The sequence below is a fragment of the Rheinheimera sediminis genome, assembly GCF_004005375.1.
Taxonomy (GTDB): Bacteria; Pseudomonadota; Gammaproteobacteria; order Enterobacterales; family Alteromonadaceae; genus Pararheinheimera.
Genome location: NZ_RZUF01000023.1, coordinates 15738 through 39574, shown reverse-complemented (window position 1 = coordinate 39574; position 23837 = coordinate 15738). Strand labels below are relative to the sequence as shown.

The window sequence follows — 23837 nt, the reverse complement described above, 5'->3', positions numbered from 1 at the left end:
CTAAAGTGCACATTCATGAGGCAATTAGCAATTCATAGCTCCAAATTGGTGCATTTGCAGTGTTTGTATTGTTTTCTCTGAAAAATAAGTGGGTGCTAAAAATTAATCTGGATAATGAGTACTGAGCTATCTTGAATGGAATCACTGCATACGTATGCAGCAGTCCGCTGACCAGCGGATCTGAAATTTTTGCACTAAGTTGTGGCATGCTTGTGATGCTTTGTCTAAGGCAACAACAGGTTTTTTCGCTGTCAAAATGAAAATTGATTTGTTTTTTTTTGTTAAAAGTGAGTGCGGCATACTATGACGATACAATATAAAATTTGCTCCTTTTTGCTGGGAAGCCTGGTTTTACTCGGAAGTCTCTTACCTGCAGAAGCTGCAAACTATCAGAGTCACATAGTACAAAATGATCAGCTGGTTGTGACTACGGATGAGTTTCAGGTGCTTCTGACCTTTAAAAGCACTGAAGCGATAGAAGTGGTTTATCAAATCGACGGACAAAAGCAATTACCCTCTTTTGCTATTGCCGATCACAATGCCAGAGTAGCAGGCAAGGTGACAGTTGCAGATGACATTCTGGAGTTCAAAACCGCAGATCTGACCGCCAGGCTGAAGAAGTCACCTTTTTCTGTAAGCTATTACCGTGGCAATGAACTTCTGCTTGCCGAGGAAAAAGGTTTTTTTGCTCATGAAACTTTGCGCGGTTTTCGTTTTAAGCTGCAAGATGATGAAAAGCTGCTAGGCACAGGCCAGCGGGTGGTGGGCATGGACAGACGTGGTCAGCGTTTGCCTTTGTACAATAAAGCTAGTTACGGCTATACCACTGAAGCACAGCAGATGTATTTTGGTTTACCTGCTGTGATGTCGAGTAAAAAGTATCTGGTGTTGTTTGATAACAGCGCCAGTGGTTTTGTTGATTTAGGCAAAACTGAAAAAGAGGTGCTGCAATTTGAAGCTGTGGCGGGCCGAACGGCTTATATTCTGATGGCTGCGCCCACTTATCCAAAACTGATTGAAGAGTACGTGACAGTAACAGGCAAGCAACCATTGCCACCCCGTTGGGCTTTGGGGAATTTTGCTTCACGTTTTGGTTATCGTACCGAAGCCGAAACCCGCGCCATAGTGGATAAATTTGCTGCTGAAGACTTTCCACTGGATGCTGTAGTGCTGGATTTATACTGGTTTGGGCCAGATATTCAGGGCCATATGGGCAATTTAGCCTGGGATAACAAAGCCTTCCCTAATCCTAAAGGCATGATCAGCGACTTTAAAGCTAAAGGGGTGAACACAGTTCTGATCACTGAACCTTTTGTATTAAGCACCTCGAAACGTTGGGATGAAGCAGTGCAAGCCAAAGCTCTAGCCACTGATCTGGCAGGTAAAGCCAAAACCTTCGATTTTTATTTCGGCAATACAGGCCTGGTTGATGTGTTTTCAAAAGAAGGCACAAGCTGGTTTGAAGGCATTTATAACGAGCTGGCTGAGTATGGCGTAGCGGGCTGGTGGGGCGATTTAGGCGAGCCTGAAGTGCATCCTGCTGATGCGATTCATAGCATTGGCACTGCGGACGAAATTCACAATGCCTATGGCCATCGCTGGGCTGAACTGGTGTATCAGAACCGCTTAGACAAGCAACCAGAGCAGCGTCCTATGATTATGATGCGTTCTGGTTTTGCTGGCTCACAACGTTTTGGCATGATCCCCTGGACAGGAGATGTCAGCCGCAGCTGGGATGGTTTGAAACCGCAAGTGGAACTGGCGCTGCAAATGGGCTTGTTAGGTCTGGCTTATACCCATTCGGATTTAGGTGGTTTTGCCGGTGGCGAAGTGTTTGATAAAGAAATGTATATCCGCTGGCTGCAATACGGTGTGTTCCAACCTGTGTATCGCCCGCACGCCCAGGAGCAAATAGCGCCTGAACCTGTGTTGCACGACCAGGAAACCAAAGATATTTTGCGCGAATACGTCAAGTTACGTTATCGCTTAACACCTTACAACTACACCTTGGCTTATCAAAACAGCAGCACTGGTATGCCATTAATGCGGCCGCTGTTTTTTGAAAATGAAGCAGACACCAGTTTAATTGCCAATAAAGACAGTTATTTATGGGGCGATGCCTTTTTAGTGACTCCCGTGACAGCTGCAGGTGTGAAGTCGGTACCAGTGCAGTTACCTGCAGGTGTCTGGCTGGATTATTGGACAGGCAAAGCCTATCAGGGTGGCAAAACTATTGAACAACCGACCGATTTAACCACCTTGCCTGTTATGGTTCGTGCCGGCTCTTTTGTGCCTATGGTGCCTGTAGTTCAAAGCTTGAAAGACTACAGCAGCCGTCAGTTAGAGCTGCATTATTACCACGACAAATCTATCAGCCAAGCCAAAGGCCAAATGTATGAAGATGATGGTAAATCGCCGGATTCGTTAAGCAAAGGCCAGTATGAGCTGCTGACCTTCAGTGCTGCGGCAAAAGGCAAGAGTTTGGCTTTTGAATTCAACCGCACTGGTTTGGGTTACTCCGGTATGCCAAAACAGCGGGAAACAATGCTGGTTGTGCATCAGATGGCGAAACCTGTGAACGCTCTGGTGGATGGTAAAGCGCTGAGTTGGGTCAATTCAGCAGCAGAACTGGTAGCCGGAAGTGCTTATTTTGATGCCAGCAAACAACAAGTGCTGTTGAAGCTGCACTGGGATCAGGCCAAAGCCAGGGTGGTATTAGAATGAAGCTTTTTCATATCATCAAAGCTGTACTGCTGAGTGTTACGCTGATGGCGAATCTTGTTTTCGCCAGTCCAATTGAACATCTGGAACCTGCTTTCTGGTGGGTTGGAATGAAAGAACCCAAGCTGCAGCTGATGGTGCATGGCAAAGCTATTCAGCACACTCAGGTAGCGCTGAGTTATCCGGGCGTGAAGCTTTTGGGTGTACAGAAGGTACAAAATCCAAATTATCTGTTTGTCGATTTGGAACTGAGTCCTGATGTAAAACCAGGCAGTTTTGAGCTGAGTTTTAGCCGAAATGGCAAAACAGTAGCAAGGTATAACTACAGCTTGTTGGCGCGTAAAGAGGGGGCGGCACAGCGCCAGGGTTTTGGTCAAAAAGATTTAATTTACCTCATCACACCGGATCGTTTCGTCAACGCTGACCCTGCCAACGATGAAGTGAATGGCATGAGCGAAGGGCTGGACAGAGCAAACCCAGGCGGCCGACATGGAGGTGATATTGCCGGTATGCAGCAGGCTTTGCCGTATTTACAGCAGTTGGGTGTGACGCAAATCTGGCCTCAGCCGCTGACGGAAAACAATAGTCCGGCTTATTCCTATCATGGCTATGCAGCTACGGATCTGTACAAAATAGACCCACGTTTTGGCAGCAATGCAAGTTACAAAAACTTTGTACTTGAGGCTAACAAGCAGGGCATAGGCGTGATCCAGGACATAGTGCTGAATCACATAGGCTCCAATCACTGGTGGCTGAAGGATTTACCGGAAAAAAGCTGGCTGAATTATAACGCCAGTTTCCATCCAACCAATCACGCCCGCACTACAGTGCAGGACCCTTATGCTGCAGAGGTCGACGCCAAAGCTTTTGTTGATGGCTGGTTTGTCGAGACTATGCCGGATTTAAATCAGCGTCATCCGCTACTGGCGACTTATTTGATCCAAAACTCCATCTGGTGGGTGGAATACGCTGGTTTGTCCGGTATTCGTGAAGACACCTACTCTTATGCGGATAAAGATTTCCTGACTCAGTGGTCGAAGCGTCTGATGAGCGAATACCCGAATTTTAATATTGTCGGTGAAGAGTGGAGCGCTAACCCTGTTGTAGTGTCCTATTGGCAAAAAGGCAAACAGAACTCTGATGGTTATCAGTCGTTTACACCCAGTATGATGGACTTTCCGCTCTATTACGCTTTGTTGGCGGCGCTGACTGAAGAAGAATCATGGGACAAAGGCTGGATCAAACTTTATGAAGCTTTAGGTAACGATGTGATTTACCCGGACCCAAGCAATCTGGTGCTGTTTGAAGGCAATCACGATACAGCACGGATATTTTCCTTACTGAATGAAGACAGCGATTTGTATCGGATGGCGATGATTTACCTGCTGACTGCACCTCGTATTCCGCAGCTGTATTATGGCACTGAAATCCTGGCGCAAAGCCCTAAACAGCGTGACGATGGTTTAGTACGCAGTGATTTCCCTGGTGGTTGGGCAGGGGACGCAGTGAATGCGTTTAGCGGCAAGGGGTTAAGCCAGGCGCAGCTACAGGCACAGCAACTGATCAAAACCCTGGCGAATTACCGTAAAAACAACACTGTGTTACAGCAAGGAAAGATGAAACATTTTAGCCCGGCTGACGGTATTTACAGTTATGTGCGTTATCAGGACAACAAACAGCTGTGGGTGTTTTTTAATAAAAATGCCGATGCTAAAACTCTGGATCTAAAGCGTTATGCTGAACTCTTACCAGCCCATGCCCGTTTTACTGATGTACTGACTGGCAAAAGCATCAGCACCAACGGCAGTCTGCAACTGCCAGCGCGTGGCAGTTTAATGCTGGAACTGGAGCCTCAGTAAGGCAAAGGCGGTATTTTTAACAGCTTTAACAACAGATTGCGTCCGGCCCGCAGCAAGGGATAACTAAAGCGGGCCCGGTCTGCAGATTGAAACCAATACAACCAAAGCCGGTTGCGCCAACTGGCTTCATTCAGTGAAGCCAGTAATTGCAATACTTCAGCTCCTTTTAACCAACGACCGTCAACCCTTAACAGCATGCTTTGATTTATAACCAAACCCAGAGCATGCAATTCGGCCAGTAACAAGGGGGCTTGTTCAGGCAAATCTCTGGCATTGAGCAGCGTCAGTTCGCCGAATTGTTTTTGCAGCCGCTGTGCCGCCACATAGTGACGGCATAAGGGGCAGTCTCCGTCGTAAATCAGTGCTAGCTGCATAAGGTGCCTAATCATCAAAACCACTCATTGAACGGAAGAGAAGCTGCAGTGGATCTGTGGTGAGAAAATAGCCATATTTAACTGGCGAAACGGCTTGGCAGAGTTAAACTACTAAGGAGTTTAATTTCTGGCCGCCAGTCCAGATGGAGTTTGTTATGATCAATACTATCAGCCCCGGCTTTATGCCCTCAACCCAGGTCGCAAATCCAGCGGCCAACGCCGTTTCCAGTCAGGCCAGCCCAGATACTAAAACTTCAGTCAGCAAAAAGGCTGAATTGGAAGTGAGTCCTGGTCGCAACTCAGCAAAAGATTACTCAGCGGTGCAGCAAAGTTTAGCCAAAGGTAAAGGCGCAGTCGAAACTGCTCAGGCTGCGACTACAGAGATTAAAGATTCACTGACAAAAGTGAGGGAAGTGGCCACTCAATTGGCTGATGATTCTTTAACAGCTCCGCAACGTGAGAAGCTACAAAAGCAATATACTGAACTTCGTACCGGTATCGAAAAAACGTTGGAAAGTGCCAGTTACAAAGGCGCTGGTGGTGGCAAAAGCATTAATTTATTGACGGATAAAGACAGCAGTAAAGTGACGACCAATAGTTATGGCAGCCAGTCTGAATTGCGCAGCAGCGCTTTGACTAAAAGTTTGGGCTTGCCGGAAAACATAGGCTCAGCAGCAGAAGCCCGCGATTTACTAAAAGGTAAAGAAGGTAAAGCCAGCCTTTTAACCACTGCCGAAACTGCAGTGACTGATAGTGCGGAACGTTTGGCAAAAGATGATAAAAAATTAAAGGCTCAGTTAGAAATTGCTACAGCTGTTAGCAAAGCAACCAGTAGTCTGGAGTCTGAGCGCACTGGCGGTCGTAATACAGCTCGTGCTGCACCGGATGAAGAAAGTCGTGCAGCCTTGCTAAAACAGGCCGAAGAAACCCGCCAGCAGTTAAAACAGCAAACCATAGGCATTGGTAGCAAAGATCAGGGCGCACGTTCCTTACTCAGTTTATTTAGCTAAGCCACTCTGATGCGAAGCCCGGTGGATCTTTATCGCGATACCCGTTTACTGGCGTCAAACACCAAGGTTCTTGAAGCTCAGGTGTTTCGACGCGTCTTGTATCAACTTGAATTGGCTGAACAAGGCTCTGAATTGCAACAAAGCAAAGCCTTGGCCGATCTTAGAGTGCTGTGGCTGACGGTTTCAGGTTTGGTCAATGATGTAGACAATCCCATACCAAGGATGCTGCAGGAAAATCTGCAACAATTAGCTCAGGCCGTGTTGAGCGAACTGGATTTACCAGCAGTTGAGCAAGACAGGCCTTGGTTAATAAAGCTCACCACTCAGATCGCAGAAGGCTTAGAAAGTTGAATTGCAACAAGCTTTGGCGAATCCTTCACTGCAGAGTAGACATTGGTCGGGTTTGGTTTGCCACTAGTCGCAGTCAAAATCTAAAAACTGGACAATACCCTCCTTTTCTCTACACTGGTTCTGCGTAAAAACTGATAACTAAAATCAATTTCAGGAAAACCCATGTTAAAAAAATCGACTCTGGCTCTGGCTGTGCTTGTAGCACTGGCAGGCTGCGACAAAGCCCAAACCCCAACTCAATCTACTGAAACACCTGCAGCTGCTGTGGCTGAAGTGAAAACTTTAACTTCAGGCATTGAGCTGTCCAATATGGATACGAGCGTAAAGCCTGCGCAGGACTTTTTTCGTTACGTAAACGGCAACTGGCTGGCGAAAACTGAAATTCCAGCCGACAAAGGCCGCTGGGGTAGTTTTGACGAATTACGTGAAAACGCAGATAAGCAAGTGCTGGAAATAGTGCAGGAATTGGCGGGCCAAACGGCAGAAGCTGGTACTGATATTCAGAAAATTTCCGATTTCTACCGCTCTTACATGGATACGGCGGCCCTGGACTCTTTAGGTTTAGCGCCGTTAAAAGCTGATTTTGCTAAAGTAGAAGCGCTGACCTCTCATGCCGATTTGGCTAAGTTATGGGGCGAATTCCAGGCCGCTCGTACCGGTACTCCTGTAGTGCTATTTGTCGGTCAGGATCAAAAAGCATCGGATCAATATATTACCCTGGCGAACCAATCAGGTTTAGGCATGCCTGATCGTGATTATTATCTGAATACAGATGAAAAATCGAAAGAAATTCAGCAGAAGTATCAGGCTTATATCAGCAAAGTCGCGGAATTGGCGGGTTGGGACGATCCGGCCAAAGTTGCTGCCACTGTTTATGCGATAGAAACTAAATTGGCTGAAGCTCAGTGGAGTAGGGTACAAAACCGGGATCGCAACGCCACTTATAACAAATTAACTCTGGCCCAGCTTGCTGAAACAGCTCCAGGTTTTGACTGGGCCGCTCTTTTAGGTGCCGCGAAACTCTCTGATGTCAAAGAGTTAGTCGTACGTCAACCTACTTATCTGACTGCTTTTGCTCAGTTACAAAACGAAATTTCGGTTGCCGACTGGCAAAGTTATTTAAAATTCCACCTGGTACGTGCTAACAGTGAGTTATTGGCCAGCAGCTTTGACCAGGCTAGTTTTGAGTTTTATGGCAAAACTTTGTCAGGCTTAGAGGCTCAGCGTGAACGTGAAAAACGTGCTGTGGCTGCTCTGGAGGGGTCTTTAGGTTTTATGCTGGGCAAGATTTATGTCGAGCGTCATTTTAAGCCTGAAGCGAAAGAGCGCATGGATCAGATGATCAAAAATATGAAAGTCGCTTTTAAAGAGGCTATCGATGGTCTGGAGTGGATGAGCCCTGAAACCAAAAAAGCGGCTCAGGAAAAACTAGCCAAGTTTAATGCCAAAATTGGCTACCCTGATGTATGGCGTGACTATAGCTGTTTAGAAGTGAAAGCCGGCGACTTAGTGGGCAATATGCAGCGCAGCAGCCAGTGTGAATTCGACCGTATGGTGGCTAAATTAGGCCAGCCAGTCGATCGTACTGAATGGGGTATGACACCTCAAACTGTTAATGCCTATTACAGCTCAACCATGAATGAAATCGTGTTCCCGGCTGCCATTTTGCAACCGCCATTTTTTAATGTGAACGCGGATGACGCGGTGAACTACGGTGCCATTGGTGGCGTGATAGGGCATGAAATTACCCACGGTTTTGATGATCAGGGTCGTCGTTCAGATGGCCATGGTAACTTAACCGACTGGTGGAAACCTACAGATGCAGAGCAGTTCCAGAAACGTGCTCAGCTGATGATAGACCAATACAGTGCCTTTAATCCTATAGATGATTTAAAACTGCAGGGTGCTTTAGGTTTAGGTGAAAACATTGCCGATTTAGGTGGTTTAACTGTTGCCTTTAAAGCCTATCAAACCTCGTTACAGGGCAAACCTGCGCCTGTGATTGATGGTTTCAGTGGTGATCAGCGTTTCTTTATGGGCTGGTCTCAGGTGTGGCGAATCAAGTTCCGTGATGCCTCTTTACGTCAGCAAGTGATCACAGGACCACATTCGCCGGGTATGTACCGTGTACTGGGTGTGTTATCGAATATGCCAGAGTTTTATCAGACTTATGATGTGAAGCCTGGTGATGGTATGTACCGTGATGATGCGGTACGGGTCAAAATCTGGTAAGCAGTGAAAGCTTTGCAGGGACGTCTTTTGACGTCCCTTTTTATAGCTGGGAAAAGCGTTAAGCCGTTATTCTCTATCAGCTATGGTGAGCTGGAAAAAATCGGCATCAGATTCAGGCTGAGCCATACTGATACAGGCCATCATTGATACTCTGTTCAGCGGCTGAATACGTATTCAGCTGGTTGCTGGCTCGGGTAAAGGCTGTTCTAATCGATCTCTTCTCCAACGCTCTAACAGGCGTCGTCAGCGTTGTCCATTGCAGGTGAACTGAAGGCCGGATTAGATGACAGAGGAGCCGGTTTCAGGTGAGCGCTCACCTGACATTCACATAAAAATAATAGGACAACAGATGAAACAACCGCAGTTATCGTTCTGGCAGATATGGAACCTCAGTTTTGGTTTTCTTGGGGTGCAAATTGGTTTTGCTTTGCAAAATGGCAATGTCAGTCGCATCCTTTCCGATCTTGGCGCTGATTTATCGTCATTGTCATTGTTCTGGTTGGCTGCTCCCATTATGGGATTGTTGGTGCAGCCCATAGTAGGTGCTGCCTCTGACCGTACCTGGAACAGATTCGGACGTCGTATTCCTTTTATGCTGGGGGGTGCCCTGGTTGCCGCTGGCGCTATGGTGTTGCTGCCTAATTCCTCCATGGTGGTTGCCCTTATTCCGCCTATGTTGTTTGGTCTGGTTATTTTTGCAATTAAAGATGCTGCTTTTAATGTTACCTTTCAGCCGTTTCGCTCTTTGGTTTCGGATATGGTTCCGGCCGAACAGCGCAATCTGGGGTTCTCAGTCCAGACCTTGCTTATTAACATTGGTGCTGTTTTTGGTTCTATTTTGCCTTTCGTGCTGACCAACGTGATTGGTCTGGATAACGCCTCACAAACGGGTCAGGTGGCTGATTCAGTGATTTGGTCCTTTTACATTGGTGCTACTGTATTACTGGGCAGCGTATTGTGGACTGCATTCAGAACCCGTGAATATAGCCCTGAACAATATTGTCAGTACAAAGGACTGCAGGTTGAAAAACTGCAGCAACAGCACGAAAAAACCAGCCTTGCAGAGAAGATGAAATCATTCTGGTCAACCATGGTTTCTATGCCAGGCATTATGAAACAGCTGGCTCTGGTACAGTTTTTCTCCTGGTTTGCTTTATTTATCATGTGGACTTATTTTCCAGCCGCTGTAGCTCAGAACAACTGGGGTGTTGCAGTGCACTGGTTTGATCCGGTTTATATTCAACAAATGGGTGGTGTACCTGCCGATATAGCTGCTGCCAAAGGTGCTGCAGGCGATTGGGTTGGTATTCTGTATGCGGGCTATTCTCTGTTTGCCGTGTTTTTTGCCATGGTGATGGCAAAGCTGGCCAATGTATTTGGCCGTAAACTGGTGTATTCCTTTGCTTTAGCTTGTGGTGGTGTGGGTTATCTGAGTTTTGTACTCTTTAACGATCCTACCCTGACTCAGGTCGATTTGTTAATCACTGAAGTCACCATTCCACAAGGCGCTTTGTCATTAATGATCCCTATGGTAGGCATAGGTATTGCTTGGGCCGCCATACTGGCGATGCCTTATGCCATTCTGGCAGGCGCGTTACCAGCCAATAAAACCGGTGTTTACATGGGCATTTTCAATTTCACTATAGCAGCGCCGCAGATTGTCTCAGGTTTACTGGCGGGCTGGATCCTTGGCTCTGTGTTTAAAAATGAAGCTCTGTATATTGTGATGCTGGCAGGTGCGGCCATGATATTGGGGGCTTTGTCTGTGTGGTTAGTCAAAGAACAAGAGACGACCGCAGTACAGCAGTGACACACAAAGCAAGCCTGGTCCTGATCCGCGGCGTTGTGCCGGATCAGGACCTTGTTCTACTGTGCTTTAACGAAAGCGATAATCAGCCCATAACTGACGTTGTGCTGGCTTCATAAAAGACCAGGCCAGTATTCGGCTTTGTTTATTGCCTTGCTGCATTTCAATGACTTGCTGTTGTGCACCCAGTTTTGTCAGCTGTTGCTGCAACAGCGGCACATTGTCCTGTTTAGACACCAGACTGCTAAACCATAACACTTGGTGGCCATAATCTTGGCTTTCTTTGATCATACGGCCAATAAAAGCGGCTTCTCCCCCCTCACACCAGAGTTCATGGCTGCGGCCAGCAAAGTTGAGTCTGGTATTTTTCTGCCCGAGGTTTTTCGCTTTGCGTGCACTGCCCGCCTGAGCCTGCTCAGCAGAGCTGTGAAAAGGCGGATTGCATAAGGTTAAATCAAACAAATCATCAGACTGAATAATACCCTGAAATATCTGTTCAGTTTTATGCTGCTGGCGCACTGTAATTTTATGATGTAACTGGTTTTGCTCAATTAATAACTGAGCTGCAGTCAGTGCTTGCAGGTCTAATTCCGAGGCTGTGACTTTCCAGCCATATTCAGCCTGAGCCAGCAAAGGGTAAATCAGATTGGCACCACAGCCGATGTCAAGCAGGTGCAGCTTTGAACCTGTTGGAATTTTGCCTTTATTCAACGGGGCTAACAGATCGGCCAAATAATGCAGATAATCCACCCGTCCCGGTACTGCAGGGCATAAAAACTGCTCGGGTAACTGCCAGTGTGGTATCGCATAAAAGTGTTTTAACAAGGCCTGATTCAGAGTTTTCACGGCTTGCGGGTTGGCAAAGTCAATTGAAAGTGTGCCATGGCCATTGTCGCGCACAAAAGCAGCTAAAGCCGGAACCTCAGCGGTTAAAGCAACAAAATCATAGACTTGCTGGTGCTTATTGCGAGGATGAAGGCCTTTGGAAGTAAAAGTCATAGGAAAACCTGAGCTGCAGCTTAACGTTCTGCAGCGCCACTGGATTGACGGATAATGATTTTGGGCTGAATTTCAGTCAGCTCTACTGCCTGATGGTTAATCAGTTTTAATAAATTCACCACCAGCATCTCACCAGCCAGCGAGGTATTTTGCTGGATAGTCGTCAAAGCCGGAGAGGAAAAAGAGGCCACTGGTATATCATCAAAACCTACCACTGCGACATCCTCTGGTACTTTTAAGCCTTTTTTCTGCAAAGCCCGGATAGCACCTATAGCGATCAGGTCGCTGGCACAAAACAAAGCATCAAAGCTTTTACCTTGCGCATGTAACTGGTTAATCGCATCAAAACCGGCTTGTTCTGTTGAAATGGCATCCAGTTGAGCCACAGTGTTTTCAGCTATGCCGGCTTGTGCCAAAGCATGCACCATACCTTGATAACGGGCGAGAAATTCAGGGCTGTTATCGGAAGCATTGCCAATAAAAGCAAAACGTTTGCGGCCTTGTTGCAGCAGATGCTGTCCGGCCAGCTTGCCACCTTGCAGGTTATTACTGCGGATAGTGAACTCAGGATGACCCTGCACTTCAGCTCCCCAGCAGACAAAATGCGTTTGTTGGGCTAACAGGGTATTGAGCTTTTCTTCATAATCTTTGTAGTCGCCATAACCCAGCAGAATAATACCATCGGCTTTTTTGCTATCTTCATAGTCGGCATGCCAGTCATTACTGAGTTGTTGAAATGAGACTAATAAATCATGACCACGCTGGCTGCAAGCTCTGGTAATACTGCCCAGCATAGCGAGGAAAAATGGGTTAATTTGCGACTCATCTACGGTCGGATCTTCGAATAGCAGGAGCGCCAGAGTACCAGTGGTTTGCTTGCGTAAATTACTGGCGTTTTTATCTACCTTGTAATTTAGTTGTTTAGCGATAGCAAAAATTTTATCTTTGGTTTCCTGATTTACAGCCGGGCTGTCACGCAATGCTCGGGAAACAGTAGATTGAGATACGCCGGCGAGATAGGCGATATCAAAGGAGGTCGCTTTTCCTTTCATCGGTGTCATCGGGGCTATTCCTGGCTGGTTTGTTGACTTCATATACCCTTCTTACGTCAAGCAGCAGCTGCGTTGACTGCGCTTTATCTTCCCTATCACATCAAGCAAATATCTGCTGCGGAGCTCATTCTTTTATTGCCTCGCGTTCACTGGCAATGGGCTGTTTTTAAGCTGTGGCATCATAGCATTAAAATAGTCTCTTGGATCCTTTTCGCCATGCTTCAGAAAAGGTGTTTTTAGCTGAACTAAGGGACTGAAATTCGGCGCCGCTTCATAACGCAATTTGTGTGAAGTTGTTAACTTTGCTTAAGCTGTTTTGCGTTCAATGCTAAAGTAAAGGCTATTCATTATTGGGGTAGTAGTTTGATGAAATCAGCGGCTTGGCTTTTTCTTTTCTGTCTGTTGGGCAGCAGTACAGCATTTGCGTGCGCTACTGGTGAAGAACGCTGCGTAGCGCCGGATCAGTTTCAACTTTCTGTTGCATTGGGAGCTGGGCAACGCAGCAACCCATTGCATGATGGCGATAGCTTCCCCATGCTGATTTTACCCGATTTTAGTTATTATACCGATTCATGGTTTATCGATAATGGCACTTTAGGCTATAGCCTCAGACAAAATGAACAGTTTGCCGCCAGTATTGTGGTGCGACTGAATGCAGAAAAAGGCTATTTTCAGCGTTGGTTTGCTGGCAATCTGCTGACTATGAATACGGCTGGAACTCAATTGCCACCAGAAGTAGATGTGGGCACTGAAAAGTCGTTGGCTGCTGTATCTATTTCACATGTCAAAAAGCGTCCGACTGCGGTGGATGCAGGTATTCAGTTCGATTGGTTCGCTGAACAATGGCAAGGCAGATTGAACCTTTGGCAGGACCTGAGTTCCAAGTATCAAGGCCAGAATGCCAGCCTGAGTTGGACAAAAATTTGGTCTCTTGGCGGTGGACACTTTGATCTGAATGCGACTTTGTATTGGAAAAGTGCCAGATTAATTGATACCTATTATGGTGTTGACGAGGATGACCTGTATTATCTGCAGCGATATCAGGGGCGAGCAAGCTGGCAACCTGAGGTAAGGTTTGGCTGGCAAAGAGCACTGAACCAGCGCTGGTCACTGTTAACTTTTTTTAGATATCTGCATTTGGACGACGCAATGACGGATAGTCCGCTAGTGCGGGATGATTCAGTGCAAACCTGGTTTGTAGGTGTGGGTTATCGCTTTTTTTAATACAAGGATAGGGAATGTTCGGGCTGTTTTTCGCTGGTAATATGTTACTGGCGACCGCTCAACTCCCTGAGTGCAGTGCTGAATTATGCTGGTCTGTAAGTCCGGCTTTTTGTGTTTCTGCAACAGTGGAGCAAAACTGTAAAGCACAGCTTAGCGTGCGTTGGAGCAGCACAAAAGCGCAAAGTCTATGCTTGTATTTTGCGCAACAACAATTGCAATGTTGGCAAGAGGCGCAACAAGGACAATGGCAACAAGAGTTAAGCTGGCCGGGTAAAACGCAAGTGAGATTGCAAAATAACGCCCAGGTGTTGTTGCAAAAAGAGTTAATTGTATTAAGCCGTCAGCCGGAAAAACGACGCCGTCTGGTGGCCCCCTGGAGTGTGTTTTAATGCAAAAAATCTTATTGGTTGAAGATGATGCTCGTCTGGCGGCTTTAGTACAGAGCTTTTTGCAGCAACATGGCTTTGAGGTGCGTCAAGAGAGCAGAGGCGATACCGTGCCTGCGATTTGCCAGACATGGCAGCCAGATTTGGTTATTCTGGATCTGATGCTGCCTGGTATGGATGGTTTTAGCGTTTGCCGGGCTATACGCCCCTGGTTTACTGCACCTGTGTTGATGTTAACAGCCAAACAAGGTGATATAGATCAGGTGCTGGGTTTGGAATTGGGTGCGGATGATTATGTGATAAAACCCGTGGAACCCCGCGTATTACTGGCCAGAGTTCATGCGTTATTAAGACGCGGCAATCCAGTGCAGAAAACTGAAAATCAGGAGCTGAGCTTCGGTAAACTTAATCTGAACAACAGTGCTCGTGAAGCACACTTTGACGGGCAACTGGTCGAATTGACCAGTTATGAGTTTGATTTGTTATGGATGTTAGCCAAGCATGCTGGCCAGACGGTAAAACGTGAGGCCATTCATAAACAAATTATTGGCCGTGAGTACGATGGCTTGGATCGCACTGTGGATGTGCGGGTGTCGCATTTACGCCGTAAACTTAATGACAATGCTGAAACGCCTTTCAGGATCAAGACAGTGTGGGGTAAAGGATATTTATTTGTTGCTGATGCCTGGAACTCATAACTTCTGCGACGCTGAAACCTCAGTTGTAATGCATCCATGCGGGTCTGAGTGGGCTTGGGGAGGCAACTGCAATTGGCTTGCACCTGTATGCTGCTTGTACCACCAGTGTTTTGGCTTCTAACCCATGTCCAGATTATTTCTGCATTTTTATTTGTTTATTTCATTGGTGCTGATTGGAGTGGGCTGGACAGTGGAGCGGATTTGGCAAGAAACGCAAAGCCAAGTGCCGCCTTGGGTGATGCTGATTGCAGATAATCTTGCAAATCAGCTCAGGACACAGTCTTTGCCAGATACACAGCTGTCGTTAGCCTTACCTATTACTTTGTTACCTGCAGGCAGTATTTTATGGTCTGCAACAGAGTTGGCAGCTTTAGAGGCTGGGCAGGTTGTGCCGCTGTTTACCAGAGATCAGGTATTTTTTTATGCCATGCAGCAAGGCGAGTTATGGCAATTAGGGCCGACAGACCTGAGCGAGAGTACAGTTCCTTCCTATTGGTTTAGTTTGTTATTTTTGGGCTTGTTGGCCATAGCTGTCTGGTTATGGTTATGGCCTGTCGCGCGCGATATCCAAAAGTTAAAACAGCAATTGCTGAATCCTGCAGGCACTACTGTTGTTCCTGCTCGATCTTTTATTGCCCCTATCGCCAGCAGTTTTGAGCTGATGCGCCAGAAAATCCAACGTTTGCTGGCATTGCAGCGCGAAATGACTCAGGCGGTTTCGCATGAGTTACGTACACCTCTCGCCAGGTTGAGTTTCGCTTTGGAGTTATCTGCTTTAACTCAGGACGAAAAACAGTTGATGCTAAATGATGTCAAAGAGCTGGAGCAATTGGTGGATGAAATGCTGGATTACGCCCGGCTGGAATCGGCACAACCTCAGTTGAAGATGCAACAAGTCGATTTATCTGAGTTGTTACAAAACTTAGTCGAGAAGTTATCTGCGTTGCCCGGTGCCAGCATTGAGCTGTCACTCAACCAGAGCTGTGTGTATGTCTGCGATGGTCATTATCTGGAAAGGGCAGTGCAGAATTTATTGGTCAACGCCAAACGATTTGCCCGTAGCAAAGTAGTGCTGGTTTTAGAATCAGCTGCGGATTCTATTGAAATAAGGGTTGAAGACGATGGTCCTGGTATAGCAGTAGAGCAAAGGGCTGAGATACTGAAGCCTTTTGTGCGGTTGGACCCTAGTCGGCAAAAAGGATTTGGCGGTTTTGGCTTAGGTCTGGCTATTGTGTGTCGAGTGCTTGAATGGCATAAGGCCAGTCTGGACGTGGATGAAAGTCCTTTAGGCGGTGCCTGCTTTCGGATAAAACTGCCATCTGAGCTTTGCTCTGATGGCAGAGTTTGAAGCGAAAAGTTTAAAGGCCGAGATTGTTCAGGAAGTCGTCATCCACTTCTGAGGCGAGCGCTTCTGCAGCTGAGGCAGCTTCAGATTCTGCCGCATTAGTATTGGCAATAATATCGTCCGGATTTTCATCTTGTGTTGGTACAAAGTCATGTAACTGAATAAACTCAGTTTTATCCATAGACAATTCCATGTAAAAAATTGCATGGTTTGGTGTGCTAAAGGTCACCCGGCGCGCCTGAGGTTGGTCAAGCTGGGTGTTGATCATAATCTGAACTTGTTTGTTAATCGCCATCATTTTTGGCTGGCTTTGATTAATCGAGGTTTGCAGTTCCATGCGAACTCTGTTGGTGAAGTCGCCGACTATTTGATTCATCAGTTCGCCCATCACATTACTCACTTCGTCTGAGGTGTGAAAATTAGCCAGCTCAGATTCCGGCATCCCCATGCTCATCATGTATTTGCGGTAAATTTCCATGGCGGCTTGGGAGGTAAAGTTAATAATAACTAAACCAGAAAAACCACCATCAAATAACACAAAGCAGCCAAGATCTGGGCGCAAACAGGTTTTCTGGATCTTTTGGACCATAGGTGAATAAGCAACTTTATCGTTGCCTGCAGCAGCTAATACCTGAGTAACGGACTGGCAGAGGGTGAGTAATATTTCTTCGGTGGTGACTACTTTCGTTTTTTTCATCAGATCATCCCGGCTAAACAACGACATTAGTTTTAGTATATCTCTAATCCAGCGCATAAGACTATAAAAAGCCTGAAGCTTTGTATAAGGAACGTGGGCGATAGCCTGGAAGGATCAACAAGTTAAACGAGAGTAATCACTGATGACTGAACAGGAAAAAATGGCTGCAGGTTTATGGTTCAACCCAGCAGATAAGCTATTGTCCAAACAGCGTATACATGCCAAAGCTTTGTGTGCTCAACTGAACAAGCAAGGGCCTTTACCTTTTAAAGCTCATCAAGAGTTAGCCAGGCAGCTATTTGGCAAGGTGGGGAGCTGCTATATAGAACCGAATTTTTTCTGCGACTATGGCAAGAATATAGAGCTGGGTCAGAATTTCTATGCCAACCATCACTGCATTATTTTAGATGCGGCCAAAGTCAGCATCGGCAATGATGTGCTCTTTGGACCCGGGGTGCAAATTTACACTGTGACCCATCCGTTGGATGCAGCTCAGCGCAAAACCGGACTGGAGCAAGCTAAGGCTGTGACCATAGGCAATTCGGTGTGGCTGGGAGGTGGTGCTATTATTTTACCGGGCGTTACCTTGGGGGACGGGGCTGTAGTAGCGGCCGGATCTGTGGTGACGAAAGACGTACCGGCTTATGTAGTAGTAGCGGGTAATCCGGCTACGATCATTAAAAGTCTGGTTTAAGATTGGGGTTTGGCACTGATCCTGACAAAGTCTCCCGATTCGAACAGAGTCGCAAGCTCGGTTTCAATTGGGCCTCGTCTGTTGCATTCCAGAAAGCGACAGTGCAAGTAACAGGGGATAGTGTCTGACCTGTTTTGCTCCAGGTTATACAGTAGATCAGCACTTTGTCATCCCTGTTGGCGGTTGCATTCTGTCGTTTATGAGTAATAGTCAGAGCTGTGGTCATTGCTTAGCTGCTTTCGGGTCGCAAAGCTGGCGGATAAGACCACACTAGAGTTCATTGCACCATGCAGGGGAGATAGTTTGTCCCTGAAATGGCTTCAAACTGTCAGTGCTGGCTGCCGAAGTATTGGACATGTTAGATCAACCTTGTCCTCACTTCTCATTTTAAAAAAGCTTGCTTCAATAGCTCTGCGTACCCTGAATTCAGATAACTGCCTATAGTTCAGGACCAATATCACAATTTTTGCGATTTAAGCAGCAATAATTTAATTGAGATCGGTTATCATTTATTCACTTCCTGCCTGAGTATGATCATGAGTAAAACAGTTTCTTTTAGCTTGCTACTGCTGCTTGCCAGTATAGTCGCAACTACGCCTCTGGCTATTGATATGTATTTACCCGCTATGCCTGTAATGGCGGATGAGCTTGGCACAGACATTGGTCTTATCCAGCAATCCTTGAGCATTTATCTGGCTGCTTACGGCCTTGGTATGCTGCTTTTTGGTCCTTTGGCTGATGCGATAGGTCGTCGGCCTCTGGCGCTGGCTGGATTGCTATTTTTTAGTCTGGCCAGTTTTGCACTGGTGTTTTGTCAGGATGCGCAGTGGTTGTTGGCTCTGCGGGCTTTTCAGGCTTTTGCTGGCAGCGCTGCCACTGTTGTGGTTCCTGGTATTATTCGCGCTTTGTATCAGGAAAATACAGCAAAGGGCATGTCTTATGTTTCGATGATTATGATGATGGCACCTTTGATCGCGCCCGCTATTGGGAGTGCTGTATTATGGCTTGGTCATTGGCAGGACATATTTTTGGTGCTGGCCTTGTATTCATTTTTGATCTTACTGCTTACCTGGCGTTTTTTGCCTGATCCTGTGCCTGTAATAAAAGGCCGTAAACTGGAGTTTCTAGCGGGTTATCGTGTTGTTTTTGCCAATCTGGCGGCCCGACCACAAATAGCGACCTCGATGTTCGCTTCTTTTGCTTTTTTCTGTTTTCTCACCGCAGTACCTTTTGTTTACATTGAGTACTATGGTGTGAACGAGCAGTTGTTTAGCCTGCTGTTTGCCTTAAACGTGGGCATGTTAATGCTGGCAAATTTTTGTAATAGCAAATGGGTGGGCAGATTTGGCCCACAGCGGATGTTAAATCTCGGGCTGGTATTGGCTATTCTGAGTTCAACAGCACTTTGTCTGGCAAACGGCTTTGAAGCAGGTTTAATTTTTACTGTGCTGTGCATAGCGCCGCTGATGGCTAGCTTGGGTTTAATAGCCACGAATGCTGATGCGATGATTTTGATGCGCTTCCCGGAGCATAGTGGTACTGCAACAGCTGTAATTGGTACCTTACGTTTTGGCAGTGGCGCTTTAGCAGGCCCTTTATTGGCGCTGACTTACACAGGCACTGCCTTGCCTTTTGCTGTGCTGATGTGTTCAGGTGTGTTGGCTATTGCCATCAGTCAGTTTTTTGGGGTGTATCAGACCAAAGCGGTCAAAGCCTCCTGATATGCAAAGTGATGGGCTCGATCTATCCCGGCTTCATAGTAAATAACCTGAAATCGGGATATGCAGCGCCGCTGAACGAGCATCTTTTCGTGCCTCTCTGCGTTGCTCTGTCTAGCCATAGCTTGCTATGGCGTACGACAAAGCGCCTTGAGATCCATAAAAATCTGCGCATTCAGTCAGTAAAGAGTTTTTCTTTTTGAAAAGACACTTTTACGTCTTTGATTTTATTGATTAAATCAACTGAAGTCGACACTCGTTATCCCTAGTTCAGGTTAAATAGTTCAGCAAGCGGTCAAAAGATCGGTAACTTAAGGCTTCTAACAAATCGCTGCGCTCTATCTGTGGTCGCTGTGCTAAATCTGCCAAAGTACGAGCTACTTTTAACAGTTTATGATAGCTGCGGGCTGATAGCTTTAATTGAGTCAGGCAGCTTTCAAAATATTCGGCATCTGTTGGTTCCAGATAACAATACTGTTCAAGCTCAGTCAGGTTTAAGCGGGCATTGGCTTTACCCTGACGCCGCCATTGCACCATTCTGGCTGCATCGACCCGTCGTTTCACCACTTCGCTGCATTCTTCCTTTTTCTGCTGGCTTAAACTGCCTTTGGGTAGTAAAGGAACTTCGACCTGTAACTCTACTCTGTCAAGAAAAGGGCCCGACAAGCGGCTTAAATAACGTCTGATCTGCTCAGGACTGGCACGGCCATCTTTATGATGTCCCGAAGGGCTGGGGTTCAGAGCGACCACCAATTGAAAACAGGCTGGAAACTCTGCCTGCCGTGCAGCCCTTGAAATAAACACTTTACCGCTTTCCAGTGGCTGGCGTAATGATTCGAGGACGACCCGCGGAAACTCTGGTACTTCGTCCAGAAACAACACGCCTCTGTGGGCCAGAGAGATCTCACCTGGACGTGGTATTGAACCTCCTCCGACCAAAGCGATAGCAGAACAACTGTGATGAGGTTGACGAAAGGGCCTTTGGTACCATTGTTGTAAAGTTCGGGGCTGCGCAGCTACTGAATAAATGGCAGCGGTTTCCAACGCTTCCTGATCGGTTAACCTGGGGAGTATGCCAGCTAAGCGCTGGGCCAACATTGATTTTCCAGTACCCGCAGGACCAAACATTAATAAATTGTGTTCACCAGCTGCAGCTATTTCCAATGCTCTTTTTGCCTGCGCCTGACCCCGGACTTCAGCCAGATCCGGGTAGGGGTCTGTCAGAGTGTCGGGCAGAGCTGGTATAGCGGGTAAGTCCTGATGATCGGATAAAAAAGCGTGCACTTGCAATAAATGCTCTGCCCCACGCAGCTGCATATCGGGAACTTGTTGTGCTTGTATCGCATTTTTTAACGGAAATACGGCTATGTGACCTGCTATTTTACAGGCTAAAGCCAGAGGGATTTCTCCCACTATGCTACGAATTTCTCCCGATAAAGCCAGCTCTCCAAAAAACTCGTATCTGGACAAATCGGCTTGTAATTGACCACTGGCTCGCAGTATGCCAAGAGCTATAGCCAGATCAAAACGCCCACCTTCTTTGGGTAGATCGGCGGGAGCCAGATTGACCGTGATTTTATGATCAGGAAACTCAAAGCCACTATTGATTAAGGCACTACGTACTCTGTCTTTCGCCTCTTTGACAGAAGTCTCAGGCAAGCCAACCAACTGGAAACCTGGCAATCCGCGACTCAAATGCACTTCTACGGTAACAAGAGGAGCATCTAAGCCACAACGGGCTCTGCTGTGGACTAAGGCCAATGCCATACTCCATCCTCAGATAATTTTGTTTACTTAATTTTAACCATGGAATCTGAATTAGCCAGTGTAGCTGGCTAATTGATACCACTACGGCTGAATCGATAGCCTATGAAGACTAAAGACTCTGTAAACCCGCCATGCTGTTATTTGTGTTCAACGATAAGCTTACATTTCTGAGGTTGAGCTTTCATTTTTTACATGTCTTGCTGTTCCGATAGCGCCAAAATGGTCAAGCATAGAGGTGCAGCTAAAAAACTGGCGTGATGCCAAGCTTGCTTTAGCGCAAATCGTTGGCTTTTTTGCCAAACACCGGAATGGTTAAATGCCAGCGAATAGCAGCTAATCGTAAAGCCAGTAAAGCTATCATGCCTGATAACATTGCAGGCATTTGGTCTACGCCAAAACTCAACAATTGCACATAAACCAAGCCACCAAAAATGCAGGTGATGGCATATAACTCGCCACGAAATACCATTGGTATTTCACGGCATAATACATCGCGGATCATGCCGCCACAGACGCCGCTCATAGTACCCAGCATAATAGCGACAAAGTCTGAGGTGCCATGGTCCATAGCTTTTTGTGTACCCATAATAACAAAGAACGCTAAACCGAAGGCATCGGCAATTTGCAAGGTATTGTTTGGGATCACTAGTCGGTTACGGACTAATAAAATAGTCAGAGTGGCGGCAGTAAAAATAGCTAAAAAGTAACTGTTGTTGGTCAGCCAAATGACCGGGGAGTCGAGGATCAGATCCCGCAAGGTTCCACCACCTATGGCTGTTACAGTGGCAAGTACTATGACTCCGAAGCCATCCATCTGTTTTCGCCACGCAGCTAAAGTGCCTGAGATAGCAAACACCGCTATACCTAATAAATCAAACCAATGGAAATAGAGCTCCATAGCACACCAAAAAATGAGATGAATAACGTTAAATTAACAGGCTTTTGGTGTGAATCACAGGTTCAGACAGGTGTTTTATTTTCTGCTCATGCTAGTATGGCGTCGCTAGTTTTGTGGAAGGAAGAGAAAATATGGATAAAAAGATTTGGCTTGGTGCCGCATTGTTTGCATCTGCCAGCGCTTTAGCTGGTCTTTTTTATGCTAACCATAATGCTGAACAACTGATGGCTGGTCATATAGAGCGCAGTAATCAGCAGTATCAGGAATTGGCTGAACATGGTGATATGCCGCCTATTCATATGAGTTACAGCAAGCTGTCCGCCAATATTATTACCTCAAGTTATAAAATCCAGAATTTGCATATTGGTATTGCTGGTATGGGTGATTTAGTCACTATAGGTCAGGTAGAGCTGATAGGGTTGCAGCGGGAAGGTTTACCTGAAGATGGAGCTGCCCGATTCAAAGATTTAAAACTTGCACCACAGGCATTGGCTGCTTTGCCAGCCGACTTGGCTGATTACTTAGGCTCTTTGTTGATGGAGTTAAATTATCAATACAACTACAAAGCAAAAACCGGCGAGTTGTCTTTTCAGCAAGAATTGAGGATAGATCACCATTTTAGCCTCAACTACCGTTTTGCTCTGACTGGTGTTACTGAGTTATGGCAATATGCCGAAGAGGTAAAACAGCTCACTCCTGAGCAGCAACAGCAGCGATCTGAACAACCAGACTATTTGCCAAATATGATGAAAAAAGTTGGGGTTATAGGTGTTGCCAATGGTGCAATTGAACTTGAAAACAAAGCTTTTCTCCAGCAACTTTTTGCGCAATTGGCTCAGGCGCAAATCACCCCGGATTATGAGGTGATGCAGCAGCAGCTCACCGCAGCTTTGCAGCAAAATCAGCAAATCCCTGTTCAAATACGTGAGCCTCTTCTGGGATTTATACAGCAACCCCAACGTTTAAAACTCAGTTTTAAATTTCAAGATCCCCCAACTTTTTCCGAAATGCAGGATGGTTCTGCCATGGCAGGAATTGGTAGCGCAGAGGATTTTATCAACTTTGCCAGTCTGAATTTGAAAGCCAATACAAATTAAACTCTGGCTTTGAGGCCTGAACTGTCGCAACACTGTTATTTATATTTACAGTTGCGAGACATAGCGTCCGTCCCTGGACATAGTCGCAACTCTGTTCCCTACAGTTGCGACATACCGTCCGTCCCTGGACATAGTCGCAACTCTGTTCCTTACAGTTGCGACATACCGTCCGTCCCTGGACATAAAAAAACAGCTCCTTTGGGGAGCTGCTTTTACAGAGGATATTTTTACCAGTAAATACTGGCTCAGGTGGAGTGATTAATCCTGGCCGATACGAGCTTTAATATCGTTGATCAGTGGAGAAGCTGATAAACCATTGGCCGCAGCCCATGCTTCCAAATCTTCAGCAACCAATGCTTTAGCAGGCATCTGCTTTACCAGAAAAGAACCTGTTTCATAGGCATCACTACGCATCGCAAACTTAATCAGCGAATCACCGTTGCATTGGATCGCATCATAGACCTTACGAACGTTAACTTTGTTATCAGATAAAACTTTACGGACGCGGTTTTTATCGTCTGCTTTCGTATATTCACACAAGGATACAGCCCATTGATCCTGAGCGAAAACTGAAGGTGCTGCGGCGAAATAAGCACTTGCTACTACTGCTAACGTAACGAGCTTTTTCATAAAAATACCCCTTAAAGGTTCATAGGTGAACTGGTAAAATTGATAATAATGAAACTATATACTGTCTGATACTGCTTTGCCAAGTATTACCCGACTTTTATGATTAGCAAGTAGCTGATGTAAATCAATAGTTTATGGCTAGACGGCTGGATGGGCTATTCATGTCTGCAGGGGAGGGGCTTGCCCCTTCCGTTTTAAATTCCGATCAGGTGGTAGTCGGGTTTTCCCCCGTTTATAGGCTATTTCGGTAGCCATGGACGGGCCGGCACAAGTCGCGG

General features: G+C 46.4%; 20 protein-coding genes. 13 read left to right on the top strand and 7 right to left on the bottom strand.

Going from position 1 to position 23837, the window contains the following annotated elements; all coding sequences use genetic code 11:
* Nucleotides 1-303: 303 nt before the first annotated feature.
* Both EMM73_RS15770 and EMM73_RS15765 read left to right on the top strand, forming a co-directional pair.
* Nucleotides 304-2724, top strand: coding sequence for a glycoside hydrolase family 31 protein (locus tag EMM73_RS15770; RefSeq protein ID WP_127687765.1), 2421 nt, complete (start codon nucleotides 304-306; stop codon nucleotides 2722-2724).
* Nucleotides 2721-4580 carry a glycoside hydrolase family 13 protein gene (locus EMM73_RS15765; protein ID WP_127687764.1) on the top strand — a complete coding sequence of 620 codons (1860 nt, stop codon included), beginning with the start codon at nucleotides 2721-2723 and terminating at the stop codon, nucleotides 4578-4580. The genes EMM73_RS15770 and EMM73_RS15765 overlap by 4 nt, the downstream gene beginning before the upstream one ends.
* Here the strand turns inward: EMM73_RS15765 and EMM73_RS15760 are convergent.
* Complete coding sequence (locus EMM73_RS15760; RefSeq protein ID WP_186435258.1) at nucleotides 4574-4954, bottom strand: DCC1-like thiol-disulfide oxidoreductase family protein; 381 nt, start codon at nucleotides 4952-4954, stop codon at nucleotides 4574-4576. The genes EMM73_RS15765 and EMM73_RS15760 overlap by 7 nt on opposite strands.
* A gap of 155 nt (nucleotides 4955-5109) precedes the next feature.
* On the opposite strand from EMM73_RS15760, the gene EMM73_RS15755 reads away from it, so the two are divergent.
* From EMM73_RS15755 to EMM73_RS15740, 4 genes are all read left to right on the top strand, one after another.
* Entirely contained in the window at nucleotides 5110-5964 is an 855-nt protein-coding gene (locus EMM73_RS15755) for a flagellin N-terminal helical domain-containing protein (protein ID WP_186435257.1), read from the top strand.
* A 9-nt stretch (nucleotides 5965-5973) separates the two neighbouring features.
* Nucleotides 5974-6315, top strand: coding sequence for a flagellar biosynthesis regulator FlaF (locus EMM73_RS15750; protein ID WP_127687761.1), 342 nt, complete (start codon nucleotides 5974-5976; stop codon nucleotides 6313-6315).
* Nucleotides 6316-6477: 162 nt separating this feature from the next.
* Entirely contained in the window at nucleotides 6478-8547 is a 2070-nt protein-coding gene (locus EMM73_RS15745; protein ID WP_127687760.1) for a M13 family metallopeptidase, read from the top strand.
* A gap of 349 nt (nucleotides 8548-8896) precedes the next feature.
* Nucleotides 8897-10357, top strand: a complete 1461-nt coding sequence (locus EMM73_RS15740) for an MFS transporter (RefSeq protein ID WP_127687759.1) — start codon at nucleotides 8897-8899, stop codon at nucleotides 10355-10357.
* Nucleotides 10358-10423: 66 nt separating this feature from the next.
* Here EMM73_RS15740 and rlmF read toward each other — a convergent pair whose 3' ends face one another.
* Together rlmF and EMM73_RS15730 are read right to left on the bottom strand one after the other, a co-directional pair.
* Complete coding sequence (gene rlmF / locus EMM73_RS15735; protein ID WP_127687758.1) at nucleotides 10424-11353, bottom strand: 23S rRNA (adenine(1618)-N(6))-methyltransferase RlmF; 930 nt, start codon at nucleotides 11351-11353, stop codon at nucleotides 10424-10426.
* Between the two features lie 20 nt (nucleotides 11354-11373).
* Nucleotides 11374-12414, bottom strand: a complete 1041-nt coding sequence (locus EMM73_RS15730) for a LacI family DNA-binding transcriptional regulator (RefSeq protein ID WP_222422684.1) — start codon at nucleotides 12412-12414, stop codon at nucleotides 11374-11376.
* A 357-nt stretch (nucleotides 12415-12771) separates the two neighbouring features.
* On the opposite strand from EMM73_RS15730, the gene EMM73_RS15725 reads away from it, so the two are divergent.
* From EMM73_RS15725 to EMM73_RS15710, 4 genes are all read left to right on the top strand, one after another.
* The gene (locus EMM73_RS15725) at nucleotides 12772-13629 is read left to right on the top strand and encodes a MipA/OmpV family protein (RefSeq protein WP_127687757.1); all 858 of its coding nucleotides are present in this window, start codon (nucleotides 12772-12774) and stop codon (nucleotides 13627-13629) included.
* Nucleotides 13630-13643: 14 nt separating this feature from the next.
* Nucleotides 13644-14018: a DUF3019 domain-containing protein gene (locus EMM73_RS15720; protein ID WP_127687756.1), complete on the top strand. Its 375-nt coding sequence runs from the start codon at nucleotides 13644-13646 to the stop codon at nucleotides 14016-14018.
* Nucleotides 14018-14713, top strand: coding sequence for a response regulator (locus tag EMM73_RS15715; RefSeq protein ID WP_127687755.1), 696 nt, complete (start codon nucleotides 14018-14020; stop codon nucleotides 14711-14713). Before EMM73_RS15720 ends, EMM73_RS15715 begins: the two co-directional genes overlap by 1 nt.
* Nucleotides 14714-14837: 124 nt before the next feature.
* Nucleotides 14838-16061 (top strand): ATP-binding protein, encoded by a 1224-nt coding sequence (locus tag EMM73_RS15710; RefSeq protein WP_127687754.1) that lies wholly within the window; start codon nucleotides 14838-14840, stop codon nucleotides 16059-16061.
* Between the two features lie 10 nt (nucleotides 16062-16071).
* Here the strand turns inward: EMM73_RS15710 and EMM73_RS15705 are convergent, their stop codons facing one another.
* Nucleotides 16072-16755 carry a DUF3334 family protein gene (locus EMM73_RS15705; RefSeq protein ID WP_127687753.1) on the bottom strand — a complete coding sequence of 228 codons (684 nt, stop codon included), beginning with the start codon at nucleotides 16753-16755 and terminating at the stop codon, nucleotides 16072-16074.
* 142 nt (nucleotides 16756-16897) lie between these two features.
* Here EMM73_RS15705 and EMM73_RS15700 point away from each other — a divergent pair, with 142 nt between their 5' ends.
* Nucleotides 16898-17449 (top strand): sugar O-acetyltransferase, encoded by a 552-nt coding sequence (locus EMM73_RS15700; RefSeq protein ID WP_127687752.1) that lies wholly within the window; start codon nucleotides 16898-16900, stop codon nucleotides 17447-17449.
* Between the two features lie 536 nt (nucleotides 17450-17985).
* On the top strand, nucleotides 17986-19170 hold the full coding sequence (locus EMM73_RS15695; RefSeq protein WP_127687751.1) for a Bcr/CflA family efflux MFS transporter: 1185 nt from the start codon (nucleotides 17986-17988) through the stop codon (nucleotides 19168-19170).
* A gap of 267 nt (nucleotides 19171-19437) precedes the next feature.
* Here EMM73_RS15695 and EMM73_RS15690 read toward each other — a convergent pair whose 3' ends face one another.
* A complete protein-coding gene (locus EMM73_RS15690) occupies nucleotides 19438-20934 on the bottom strand; it encodes a YifB family Mg chelatase-like AAA ATPase (protein WP_127687750.1) in 1497 nt (498 codons plus the stop codon).
* A 271-nt stretch (nucleotides 20935-21205) separates the two neighbouring features.
* Complete coding sequence (locus EMM73_RS15685) at nucleotides 21206-21832, bottom strand: trimeric intracellular cation channel family protein (RefSeq protein ID WP_127687749.1); 627 nt, start codon at nucleotides 21830-21832, stop codon at nucleotides 21206-21208.
* Nucleotides 21833-21963: 131 nt separating this feature from the next.
* Between EMM73_RS15685 and EMM73_RS15680 the strand changes: the two genes are divergently transcribed.
* Nucleotides 21964-22929 (top strand): hypothetical protein, encoded by a 966-nt coding sequence (locus tag EMM73_RS15680; protein ID WP_127687748.1) that lies wholly within the window; start codon nucleotides 21964-21966, stop codon nucleotides 22927-22929.
* Between the two features lie 258 nt (nucleotides 22930-23187).
* Here EMM73_RS15680 and EMM73_RS15675 read toward each other — a convergent pair whose 3' ends face one another.
* The gene (locus EMM73_RS15675; protein WP_127687747.1) at nucleotides 23188-23559 is read right to left on the bottom strand and encodes a DUF3718 domain-containing protein; all 372 of its coding nucleotides are present in this window, start codon (nucleotides 23557-23559) and stop codon (nucleotides 23188-23190) included.
* Between the last annotated feature and the right edge of the window lie 278 nt (nucleotides 23560-23837).

What these genes read in the sequence shown, in the direction of transcription:
- EMM73_RS15770 (WP_127687765.1), top strand. Translation starts at nt 304, where the DNA reads ATGACGATACAATATAAAATTTGCTCCTTTTTGCTGGGAAGCCTGGTT.
- EMM73_RS15765 (WP_127687764.1), top strand. Translation starts at nt 2,721, where the DNA reads ATGAAGCTTTTTCATATCATCAAAGCTGTACTGCTGAGTGTTACGCTG.
- EMM73_RS15760 (WP_186435258.1), bottom strand. Translation starts at nt 4,954, where the DNA reads ATGCAGCTAGCACTGATTTACGACGGAGACTGCCCCTTATGCCGTCAC.
- EMM73_RS15755 (WP_186435257.1), top strand. Translation starts at nt 5,110, where the DNA reads ATGATCAATACTATCAGCCCCGGCTTTATGCCCTCAACCCAGGTCGCA.
- EMM73_RS15750 (WP_127687761.1), top strand. Translation starts at nt 5,974, where the DNA reads ATGCGAAGCCCGGTGGATCTTTATCGCGATACCCGTTTACTGGCGTCA.
- EMM73_RS15745 (WP_127687760.1), top strand. Translation starts at nt 6,478, where the DNA reads ATGTTAAAAAAATCGACTCTGGCTCTGGCTGTGCTTGTAGCACTGGCA.
- EMM73_RS15740 (WP_127687759.1), top strand. Translation starts at nt 8,897, where the DNA reads ATGAAACAACCGCAGTTATCGTTCTGGCAGATATGGAACCTCAGTTTT.
- rlmF (WP_127687758.1), bottom strand. Translation starts at nt 11,353, where the DNA reads ATGACTTTTACTTCCAAAGGCCTTCATCCTCGCAATAAGCACCAGCAA.
- EMM73_RS15730 (WP_222422684.1), bottom strand. Translation starts at nt 12,414, where the DNA reads ATGACACCGATGAAAGGAAAAGCGACCTCCTTTGATATCGCCTATCTC.
- EMM73_RS15725 (WP_127687757.1), top strand. Translation starts at nt 12,772, where the DNA reads ATGAAATCAGCGGCTTGGCTTTTTCTTTTCTGTCTGTTGGGCAGCAGT.
- EMM73_RS15720 (WP_127687756.1), top strand. Translation starts at nt 13,644, where the DNA reads ATGTTCGGGCTGTTTTTCGCTGGTAATATGTTACTGGCGACCGCTCAA.
- EMM73_RS15715 (WP_127687755.1), top strand. Translation starts at nt 14,018, where the DNA reads ATGCAAAAAATCTTATTGGTTGAAGATGATGCTCGTCTGGCGGCTTTA.
- EMM73_RS15710 (WP_127687754.1), top strand. Translation starts at nt 14,838, where the DNA reads ATGTCCAGATTATTTCTGCATTTTTATTTGTTTATTTCATTGGTGCTG.
- EMM73_RS15705 (WP_127687753.1), bottom strand. Translation starts at nt 16,755, where the DNA reads ATGAAAAAAACGAAAGTAGTCACCACCGAAGAAATATTACTCACCCTC.
- EMM73_RS15700 (WP_127687752.1), top strand. Translation starts at nt 16,898, where the DNA reads ATGACTGAACAGGAAAAAATGGCTGCAGGTTTATGGTTCAACCCAGCA.
- EMM73_RS15695 (WP_127687751.1), top strand. Translation starts at nt 17,986, where the DNA reads ATGAGTAAAACAGTTTCTTTTAGCTTGCTACTGCTGCTTGCCAGTATA.
- EMM73_RS15690 (WP_127687750.1), bottom strand. Translation starts at nt 20,934, where the DNA reads ATGGCATTGGCCTTAGTCCACAGCAGAGCCCGTTGTGGCTTAGATGCT.
- EMM73_RS15685 (WP_127687749.1), bottom strand. Translation starts at nt 21,832, where the DNA reads ATGGAGCTCTATTTCCATTGGTTTGATTTATTAGGTATAGCGGTGTTT.
- EMM73_RS15680 (WP_127687748.1), top strand. Translation starts at nt 21,964, where the DNA reads ATGGATAAAAAGATTTGGCTTGGTGCCGCATTGTTTGCATCTGCCAGC.
- EMM73_RS15675 (WP_127687747.1), bottom strand. Translation starts at nt 23,559, where the DNA reads ATGAAAAAGCTCGTTACGTTAGCAGTAGTAGCAAGTGCTTATTTCGCC.